This window comes from Streptomyces boncukensis (assembly GCF_011045075.1).
Classification (GTDB): Bacteria; Actinomycetota; Actinomycetes; order Streptomycetales; family Streptomycetaceae; genus Streptomyces; species Streptomyces boncukensis.
Map to the genome: position 1 here is coordinate 1 of NZ_JAAKZZ010000324.1, position 8,727 is coordinate 8,727.

Consider the following 8,727-nt stretch of genomic DNA (forward strand, 5'->3'; position numbering starts at 1 on the left):
GGCGTATGGGGGGCATGGCCCGGCACCTTACATGAAAACCATTGCCAAAATTGCGGCGAAGTGAGGACGCCCACAGTAGAATGCGCCGGTTCCGCCGGTCACGGCTTAGCGCCGGGACAGCAGCGCCGTCGCCAGGGCCGCCAAGCCCTCCCCGCGGCCGGTGAGGCCCAGGCCGTCCGTGGTCGTACCGGAGACGGAGACGGGGGCACCCACCGCGGCCGAGAGCGCGGACTGCGCCTCGTCCCGGCGTTTGCCGATCTTCGGCCGCACGCCGATCACCTGGATCGCCACGTTCCCGATCCGGCAGCCGTCCGCCCGGACGATCCGCGCCGCCTCCGCGAGCAGCGTCACGCCGGAGGCGCCGGACCACTCGGGGCGGCCGGTGCCGAAGTGCGCGCCCAGGTCGCCCAGCCCGGCGGCCGAGAACAGCGCGTCGCAGGCGGCGTGCGCGGCGACGTCGCCGTCCGAGTGCCCGGCCAGGCCGTAGCGTTCGCCCTCCCACAGCAGGCCCGCGCACCACAGCTCGCGGCCCTCCTCGAAGGCGTGCACATCCGTGCCGATGCCCACCAGGGGCAGCGGGGCGCCGTCAGAAGCCATCGTTCACCCTCCGGCGCGCCAGCACGGCCTCGGCCAGCACCAGGTCCAGCGGCCTGGTGACCTTGAACGCCTCCTCGTGGCCCGGGACGACCACCACCTCGACGCCGATCCGCTCGCACATCCCGGCGTCGTCCGTGGCGCCCTCGCCCTCCCGCGCCACCCGTGCGTGCGCCTCGGCGAGCACGTCGCGCGCGAAGCCCTGCGGGGTCTGCACGGCCCGCAGCCGGGAGCGGTCGGGGGTGCCGGTGACCGGCTCGGGGGTCTGCGCGGGGGCGTCCGGCGCGCGCGGCTCGACCTCCTTGACGGTGTCGGTGACGGGCAGCGCCGGGACGACCGCGGGCGCGCCCTCGCGCACGGCCGCGGCGACCGCGTCCACCGTGTCGGCCGGGACGAGCGGGCGGGCCGCGTCGTGCACCAGGACGGTGCTGATCCCGGCGGGGAGCGCCGCCAGACCCAGCCGTACGGAGTCCTGGCGGGTCTCGCCGCCGGGGACGACCTCGACGTCCTGCAGCCCGTGCTCGTCCAGCAGATTGCGGACCTCGGCGGTGCCGTCCGGCGGGCCCACCACGACCACGAGCGAGACGGCGCGGGCCCGGTGCGTCGCCCGCACCGCGTGCACCAGCATCGGCGTGCCGCTCAGCTCGCGGAGCGCCTTGGGGGCGCCCGGCCCGAGCCGCACGCCCCGCCCGGCGGCGGGGATGACGACGGCCGTGCGGGCGCCGGATTCATCGGATCCTGGGGAATCGATTGACATCGGTAGCGCGTTCAGGTTTGTGTCCTCAGCCGATTTGGGTATGGCCTGGGGAGTGCCGGGCGCGACGCGCCGACCGGACCCTTCCGTGAACGCCGGTCGAGCCAGCCGCCCGGGCCCGGCACGCCACAGCGCGGCCCTGCCGTGTACGAGTACAGCCTGTATGAGTGCCCTGTATGAGTGCAGAGGGTAGCTCGGCCGCGCACACGCCGCGGCGCCCGGTGACACGTGGGGCACCATGCCCACGTACGGCACCTCGGCACCGCGGCGGTGTCTGAGATGCGGTGTCTGAGAGCTCCCGCCCAGCAGGTCGGTCCGACGGCTCGCGTATGACGGTGACGGGTGCGGCGACACGCCGACGGAACCGACGGCGCGGAACCCATGGCGGACCCGGCGGACCCAGGGCAGCCCAGCGCGCCGTACGTCGACGCGTGGTGCACGGCGACCGGCCGACTGCCACTGGTTCAGCCCGCTGGACACGCCCTCCCGCCATCTGCCTGCCGGTTGGCGCCGACGGCACCCGCCGGAGCGGCCGCCGGGGCCCTCCGCACCGCGGCCGTCGGCCGCCCTGTCGTCATCCGCGCGTCGTCATCCGCGCGTCGTCCCGCGTCGTCATCTGCGGGTCAGGACGCGAGCACCTCGTCGAGCAGGGCCTCGGCCTTGTCCTCGTTGGTGTTCTCCGCGAGGGCCAGCTCGCTCACCAGGATCTGCCGGGCCTTGGCCAGCATCCGCTTCTCACCTGCGGAAAGGCCACGCTCCCGCTCACGGCGCCACAGGTCGCGCACGACCTCGGCCACCTTGATCACATCGCCCGACGCCAGCTTCTCCAGGTTCGCCTTGTAACGGCGGGACCAGTTGGTCGGCTCCTCGGCATACGGCGCGCGGAGCACCTCGAAGACCCTGTCCAGCCCGTCCGAACCGACTACGTCGCGTACGCCCACGAACTCCGCGTTGTCCGCTGGCACACGAACCGTCAAGTCGCCCTGCGCAACCTTCAGAACCAAGTAGGTCTTGTCCACGCCTTTGATCTGGCGCGTTTCGATGGCCTCGATCAGCGCGGCCCCGTGATGGGGATAGACCACGGTGTCGCCAACCTTGAACGTCATGTGTCAGGTACCCCTTCCGTGGCTATCCAGGGTAACACGGGAACGCCTTCTTCTGAATGGCGTTTTCGCAGGTCAGGGCATATCTCGGGGCTTGACAACCGGCCCCATATCGTGCTTTGGGCAGTCATTGCAAGCGGGTATCCGCAGGTGAGAGCCCCTCCACGCACGCCGGGAAACGTGCGCCCCGGGCGCCGGGCGGGCGGGGCGCACGCCACCAGTTGACCGTTTTGTCCGTCTGTAGGGAATGATCACTTCGCGCGTCGCCGGCCCTTTTCGCAGAATTGATCAATGAGCCCGGGAGGGCGCCGTTGATCAATTCTTGAAGCGCGGGGGAAGCCGGCGCGGAAGCGTCCGCGCATTCCCCCGAATCGCCCGTACGGATGCCGGCCCTCTCGCTGAGCGGGGCGTATTCAGCGGTGACACGCGGGCCTGCTGGAGGGTCGGGTGCGGGGCGCCCACGGGGTGTCGGTAACCTGAGCCCGCACGAGAAGCCATCCGTACGCGACCGGCACGTGAGCGACCGCGCTCTACCGCGATCACCAGGGTGCCGCCGCCGAGCTCGCCTAGGAGTTGCCGCCGCCGTGAGCAGCAGCCTTCGACGCGGCACCTTCGCCGCCACCGCCCTCGCGCTCGCCGTTGCCACGCTGACCGCCTGTGGTGCGGGGAACGACGCCCAGACGCTGGACATCAAGCCGGACAACGCCGCGACGAAGGTCGGTGCCATCAAGGCCCAGAACGTCAACGTCGTCACCGACGCCGAGGGTGAGGAGGGGTCGGGGGCGGCCACCGTCACCGGACGCCTGTTCAACGACGGCAAGAAGGACCAGACGCTGCGGTCCGTCACGGTGGGCTCGGGCACCCGCGCCAAGCTCACCCCCGCGCCGGGCGAGAAGGCGCTCACCGTCCCGGCCGGCGGCTCGCTGGCGCTGGGCGGCAAGGGCAACGCCGCGGCGCTGCTCACCGACGCGGAGGCGGCCGGTGTGCGGAACGGCAACGCGCAGCCCGTCACGTTCGACCTCAGCCGCACGGGCGAGGTGAAGCTGCGGGCGACGGTGGTGCCCGCGAGGCACGGCCACGACGACGTGGGGCCGAGTGTGCAGCCCGAGCCCCGCCGCTCGGCGCCGGAGCGCGACCAGGACGCGAAGAGCGGCGAGCAGGACGACGCGAAGAGCGGCGAGCAGAACGGCGAGCAGAACGGGGACAGCGCCGAGGGCGCCTCCTCGCCGTCGGACTCGGCGTCGTCGGGCGACGGCGAGCAGGGTGGCGCAGAGGGCGCGCGGGGCGACGGGGGAGCCGCTCAGGGTGCGGGCGGTGCGGACGCGTCCGCCTCGTCCGGGGCCGGGGCCCCTGCCTCGCACTGATGCCTCGCACCGAACCGGCTCCGCGGGCCGCGGGCGCACTGCGGCCCGGTCGCGCGGTTCCCCGCGCCCCCGGCGGGGAAGCGCGCGACCGCCGTCCCGGCGACCGGTCGGCTCAGGGCTCGAACTTGTAGCCGAGGCCGCGGACGGTCACCAGGTAGCGCGGGGCGCCGGGGTCGGGCTCGATCTTCGCGCGCAGCCGCTTGACGTGGACGTCCAGCGTCTTGGTGTCGCCCACGTAGTCCGCGCCCCAGACGCGGTCGATGAGCTGCATACGGGTCAGCACCCGGCCCGCGTTCCGCAGCAGCATCTCCAGCAGGTCGAACTCCTTCAGCGGCAGGTCCACCTTGCCGCCCGCGACGGTGACCACGTGCCGGTCCACGTCCATCCGCACGGGACCGGCCTCCAGGGCCGCCGGGGTGACCTCCTCCGGCTCTCCGCGCCGCCGCAGCACGGCGCGGACCCGCGCGACCAGCTCGCGGGAGGAGAAGGGCTTGGTCACGTAGTCGTCGGCTCCTATCTCCAGTCCGACGACCTTGTCGATCTCGCTGTCCTTGGCGGTCACCATGATGACCGGCACGTTGGAACGGCCGCGCAGCTGCCGGCACACCTCCGTTCCGGGCAGGCCCGGCAGCATCAGGTCGAGCAGCACGAGGTCGGCGCCGTTCCGCTCGAACTCGTCGAGCCCCTCGGGACCCGTGGCCGCCACGGCGACCTCAAAACCTTCCTTGCGCAGCATGTACGACAGTGCGTCGCTGAACGATTCCTCGTCCTCGACGACGAGCACTCGGGTCACGGGAGGACCTCCGGGGCAGACAGTCTCTTGCCGGTATCGGCGGAGTTGGCGGTATCGGCGGAGTCGGCTGTTTCGTGAGCTTCTCGGGCTTCATCGGATTCATCGAAATGGGGCTGCTCCTCGTCCTCGAAGGCAGCCGGTTCCTGTAGTGCGCCGGACAGGCGGTTGCGACTCCGCCTGTCGGCCTCGGCCTTCTCCCGGGCGCTGCCGGCCTCCGGCAGCCGCAGGGTGAAGGTGGAGCCCTGTCCCTCGGCGCTCCATACGGTGACCTCCCCGCCGTGCGAGGCGGCCACGTGCTTGACGATGGAGAGCCCCAGGCCGGTCCCTCCGGTGGCCCGGGAGCGGGCCGGATCGACGCGGTAGAACCGCTCGAAGATCCGCTCCTTGTCCCGCTCCGAGATCCCGATGCCCTGGTCGGTGACGGCTATCTCGACGAGGTCGCCGCCGGGCGCGGCGATCCTGCGTCCGGCCACCCCGACCCGGGTGCGGGCCGGGGAGTAGTTGACGGCGTTCTCCACGAGATTGCCGAGCGCGGCGGCGAGCTGGCCGCGGTTCCCCCATACGTGCAGGCCCTCGGTGCCCCCGGCGGCGAGGGTGATCTGCTTGCTGTCGGCCACCTGGCGGCTGCGTTCGATCGCCTCGGTCACCAGTTCTCCCACGGATATCGACTCGGAGTCCTCCAGCGGGTCGTCGTTCTGCACCCGGGAGAGGTCGATCAGCTCCTGGACGAGGTTGGTCAGCCGGGTCGCCTCGTTCTGCATCCGGCCGGCGAAGCGCTGGACCGCCTCCGGCTCGTCGGCGGCGTCCAGCACCGCCTCGGAGAGCAGCGAGAGCGCGCCCACCGGGGTCTTCAGCTCGTGGCTGACGTTGGCGACGAAGTCGCGGCGCACCGCCTCGATCCGGCGGGCCTCGGTGAGGTCCTCGACCAGCAGCAGCACCAGCCGGGAGCCGAGCGGAGCCACGCGTGCGGAGACCGCGAGGGCATCACCCCTTCCGGTGCCGCGCCGGGGCAGGTCCAGCTCGATCTGCCGTATCTCGCCGTCCCTGCGGGTGTCGCGCGCCATCTGGAGCATCGGGTCCACGGCGAGCTTGCCGCCGCGCACCAGGCCCAGCGCGTACGCCGCCGAGCTGGCCTTCACCACCGCGTCGCTCTCGTCCAGCACGACGGCGGAGGAGCGCAGCACGGACAGGACGGTGTCGACGCCCGGGGGGAGCGCCACCTCGGTGTGCAGCGAGCTCCGCGTGGGGCGGGCCTGCTCGCGCTCACTCCAGCGGAACGCCAGCATGGCGATGACGCCGGTGCACAGCCCGGCTATCGCTGCCGCTGCGGCGACCGCCGCGTTCACGTCCATGCCTCCAGGCTATGCGCCGCCGGGGACAACCCCCCAGCCCTCTCCGGGGCAGCTCAGGGAGCTGTCGCCCAGTGTTAACCCGGAAGGGGCCTGGGGTTCACTGTGGAGGCCGCGGCCCGTCGCATTCCGGGCGGAGCGTGGGAGCGTAGGGGCCGTAGGACCGTACGACCGGAACGACAAACACCCGGAAGCCGGACCACCCGGACACGGACAGCAACGGATACACAGCGCACACGGCAGCACGGAAACTCCACGTGCGAGGGAAGGACAGCCATGCGGGACGCGTACCACGAGGAGCTGGACTCGATCGGGGACAGCCTGGTCGAGATGGCCCGGCTCGTCGGCTCCGCCATCGGCCGCGCCACCACGGCGATGCTGGACGCGGACCTGAAGCTCGCCGAGAGTGTGATCGCCGCCGACGAGAAGGTGGACGACCTCCAGCGCGACCTGGAGACCCGGGCGATACAGCTGCTCGCCCGGCAGCAGCCGGTGGCCACGGACCTGCGGATCGTGGTGACCTCGCTGCGGATGAGCGCCGATCTGGAGCGCTCGGGCGACCTGGCGCAGCATGTCGCGAAGGTGGCCCGGCTCCGCTTCCCCCAGTCGCCGGTGCCCCGCGACCTGCAGGCCACCCTGCTGGAGATGGGGCAGCTCGCGCAGCGGCTGATGGCGAAGGCCGCCGAGGTCATCATCACCAAGGACGTCGACCTGGCGATGCAGCTGGAGCAGGACGACGACGCCATGGACCTGCTGCACCGCACGCTCTTCCAGCACCTGATGGACGACCGCTGGAAGCACGGCATCGAGACAGCCGTCGACGTGACGCTGCTGGGCCGCTACTACGAGCGGTTCGCCGACCACGCGGTCTCGGTGGCCCGCCGGGTGGTGTACCTCGTCACGGGCGACTACGCGGACGAGATGGACCCCGCCGCCGCGGGCAGCGACGGAACGGCGCCCGTCGAACCGAGCTGAGCCCGGCGCGCGGCGCCCCTGGCGCAAGCGCTCATGCATCTACGCGCCCCCGACGCGCCCGTGCACTTCAGACGCCCAGGGGGTCGAATGGCGCTCAGTGACTCCGCTCCTTCCCGAGGGAGGGGGCTTCCAACCCGATGGTTGCGGTCGGCCCGGACCGGCCTCGCAGGCGGGCGGGAGGGAAGGACCGCAACCGGCATATTGGGCGGCGCCAGCCAAGGAGGGAAACATGACCGGCTGCTCGTGCGGACCCGGGTGCGGGTGCGGTTGTCAGTCCGGAGGCCCCTGCCAGTGCGGTGGCAACTGCGGTTGAGGTCCTCTGTACGGACTCCTGATGCCCCTCGCGGGGCAGCGCGGGGCCCTGGCCGGTTCGACGGGCCAGGGCCCCGCGTCATGAGTGCGGACCGCGTCATGGGTGCGGCCCCGGGCGCCGTTCGGCGTGCGGCCAGGGGAGCCGGGCGAGCAGCGTGAAGACGCCGTCGCTGACGCCGTGGTGCAGGGTGCCGTCCTCCAGCTCCAGCCGTTCGCGCAGCCCCGTCAGCCCGGCGTTCGCGCCGGGGATCCCGCTGGCGGCGGTGGAGTCGGGCAGCGGGTTGCTGACCCGTACGGTCAGGCCGTGCCCCGGGGCGCCGGTGAGCCGTACGGTGACCTGCGCGCCGGGCGCGTGCTTGCGGGCGTTGGTGAGCCCCTCCTGGACCACGCGGTAGGCGGTGCGCTGGAGCTGCGCGCGGGGCGCGGGCTCCGCCCCGGGCAGCGCGTCCTCGTAGCGCACCCGCTGGCCCGACTCCCGCGCCTGGGACACCAGCGTCCCGATGAGCGCCAGCCCCGGCTGGGGCCGGTGCGGCCCGCCGCCCTGGCCGACGGTCGCGCCCGGCGCCGGACCGTGCTCGTCGTCCTCCTCGTCGGCGCGCAGCACGTGCAGCACCTCGCGCAGCTCGTCCAGCGCCTGGTGGGCGTTGTCCCGGATGACCGCGGCGCTCTCCGCGATCTCCGTCTCGTCGAGGGCCGGCCCGCCGCCCGCCGCGGTCTGCTCGGTGCGGTAGGCGAGAGCGCCCGCGTGCACGGACAGCAGGGAGATCCGGTGCGCCAGCACGTCGTGCATCTCCCGCGCGATGGCGCGGCGCTCCGCGCGGCGGGCGGCGCCGAGCCGCCGCGCGTGGTCGACGCGGGCCCGCTCGGCGTCCTCGCGCAGCCGCAGCACCAGCTGCCGCCGGGCCCGCGCGGCGCGGCCCCAGGCGAAGAAGACCAGGTAGTACGCGAGCGCGAAGGCCACCACCGGCCAGCCGCCCTCGTGCGGTTTCGTGTAGATCAGCAGGTAGGGCGCGCCGCTGCCGAGGTAGAGCACCAGGACGACCGTGGCGCTGCGCCAGGGCAGCCGCATCGCCGTGCTGAGGATGACGACCATCAGGGCGCCGAACGCGCTGTCCGTCAGCGCGTTCGCCGGAACCGCCAGCAGGGCGACGGCCAGCGGGAAGCGGCGGCGCCACCACAGCGAGAGGCAGAGCAGACCGCCCAGCACGGGGTCGGTGACGACGAGCCAGTGGGGCAGGTAGTCGTGGTCCTGGAGGAGCGAGGTCATCGCCGCCCACCAGACGACCGCCCACAGGAACAGCGCCGTGTCGACCAGCCAGTCGCGCGCGCTCCGGCGCGGCGGGCCGCCGGACGGCTGCTCCCGCAGCTCACCGGGGAGGAAGAAGCTCACTTGTCGAGCGTAGGACCGCGCCCGCGGAAACCGCGCCCACGGCCTGCCGCGCCGCCCCGCCGGAGAGCTGCCGCCGCGCCCTCCCGCCTGCCT

General features: G+C 72.9%; 8 protein-coding genes. 2 read left to right on the top strand and 6 right to left on the bottom strand.

What is annotated here, in order from left to right; all coding sequences use genetic code 11:
- Positions 1 to 105 precede the first annotated feature (105 nt).
- The 3 genes from ispF to G5C65_RS25255 form a co-directional block, all read right to left on the bottom strand.
- Positions 106 to 597, bottom strand: coding sequence for a 2-C-methyl-D-erythritol 2,4-cyclodiphosphate synthase (ispF, locus tag G5C65_RS25245; RefSeq protein WP_165301227.1), 492 nt, complete (start codon positions 595 to 597; stop codon positions 106 to 108).
- Positions 587 to 1,351, bottom strand: a complete 765-nt coding sequence (gene ispD, locus G5C65_RS25250) for a 2-C-methyl-D-erythritol 4-phosphate cytidylyltransferase (RefSeq protein ID WP_165301228.1) — start codon at positions 1,349 to 1,351, stop codon at positions 587 to 589. Before ispD ends, ispF begins: the two co-directional genes overlap by 11 nt.
- Before the next feature lie 620 nt (positions 1,352 to 1,971).
- Positions 1,972 to 2,454: a CarD family transcriptional regulator gene (locus tag G5C65_RS25255; RefSeq protein ID WP_016472332.1), complete on the bottom strand. Its 483-nt coding sequence runs from the start codon at positions 2,452 to 2,454 to the stop codon at positions 1,972 to 1,974.
- A 581-nt stretch (positions 2,455 to 3,035) separates the two neighbouring features.
- On the opposite strand from G5C65_RS25255, the gene G5C65_RS25260 reads away from it, so the two are divergent.
- On the top strand, positions 3,036 to 3,815 hold the full coding sequence (locus G5C65_RS25260; RefSeq protein ID WP_165301229.1) for a copper chaperone PCu(A)C domain-containing protein: 780 nt from the start codon (positions 3,036 to 3,038) through the stop codon (positions 3,813 to 3,815).
- A 112-nt stretch (positions 3,816 to 3,927) separates the two neighbouring features.
- On the opposite strand, the gene phoP is transcribed toward G5C65_RS25260, so the two are convergent.
- The gene (gene phoP / locus G5C65_RS25265) at positions 3,928 to 4,599 is read right to left on the bottom strand and encodes a response regulator (RefSeq protein WP_478501610.1); all 672 of its coding nucleotides are present in this window, start codon (positions 4,597 to 4,599) and stop codon (positions 3,928 to 3,930) included.
- A 5-nt stretch (positions 4,600 to 4,604) separates the two neighbouring features.
- The gene (gene phoR / locus G5C65_RS25270) at positions 4,605 to 5,960 is read right to left on the bottom strand and encodes a two-component system sensor histidine kinase PhoR (protein WP_165301231.1); all 1,356 of its coding nucleotides are present in this window, start codon (positions 5,958 to 5,960) and stop codon (positions 4,605 to 4,607) included.
- 273 nt (positions 5,961 to 6,233) lie between these two features.
- Here phoR and phoU point away from each other — a divergent pair, with 273 nt between their 5' ends.
- The gene (gene phoU / locus G5C65_RS25275; RefSeq protein ID WP_165301232.1) at positions 6,234 to 6,932 is read left to right on the top strand and encodes a phosphate signaling complex protein PhoU; all 699 of its coding nucleotides are present in this window, start codon (positions 6,234 to 6,236) and stop codon (positions 6,930 to 6,932) included.
- A gap of 409 nt (positions 6,933 to 7,341) precedes the next feature.
- Here the strand turns inward: phoU and G5C65_RS25280 are convergent, their stop codons facing one another.
- Complete coding sequence (locus G5C65_RS25280) at positions 7,342 to 8,634, bottom strand: histidine kinase (protein WP_165301233.1); 1,293 nt, start codon at positions 8,632 to 8,634, stop codon at positions 7,342 to 7,344.
- Positions 8,635 to 8,727 lie beyond the last annotated feature (93 nt).